The 383-nt window shown below is 56.1% G+C and carries 1 protein-coding gene; it reads right to left on the bottom strand.

The window, feature by feature from the left end; translation table 11 throughout:
• The coding region (locus AC5ZG1_RS44690) for a hypothetical protein (protein WP_496136613.1) at positions 1-210 on the bottom strand (210 nt) is incomplete at its 3' end.
• Between the last annotated feature and the right edge of the window lie 173 nt (positions 211-383).

Genomic DNA, 383 nt, shown 5'->3' with positions numbered 1-383 from the left:
GATGCCGGAAATAATACTGCATAGCGTGATCCTCCTTTCTCGAAAGAGTTGCAGAATGGAAATACCATTGCCGGCAAAATGAGGCAAGGGAGGCATAATCAGCTGCCGCTGAGTGGAGGGGTGGCGCTGGTGCCCGGTGATCACGAGAGCCTCATCCTTGTACGTTGCCGTTGGTGTATAAACGGGTTGCGCGACGGGGATGCGTGTCATCCTTGGGTTTCGAACTCGTACCTCAGCGAGCATCTCCGTCGCCATGTCTTCGCTCGAACGATTGATTGGGCTTCGAGCCCGCGTTGCAAGGAGGAGCACCCATGCATATCCCGCAAGCTTTCATGGTCGGCATCGATGTCTCGAAAGCCCATTTCGACGTGGCCGTCGAGGGC

It is taken from the genome of Bradyrhizobium sp. Leo78, assembly GCF_059512425.1.
This window is presented reverse-complemented; position numbering and strand designations above follow the sequence as displayed.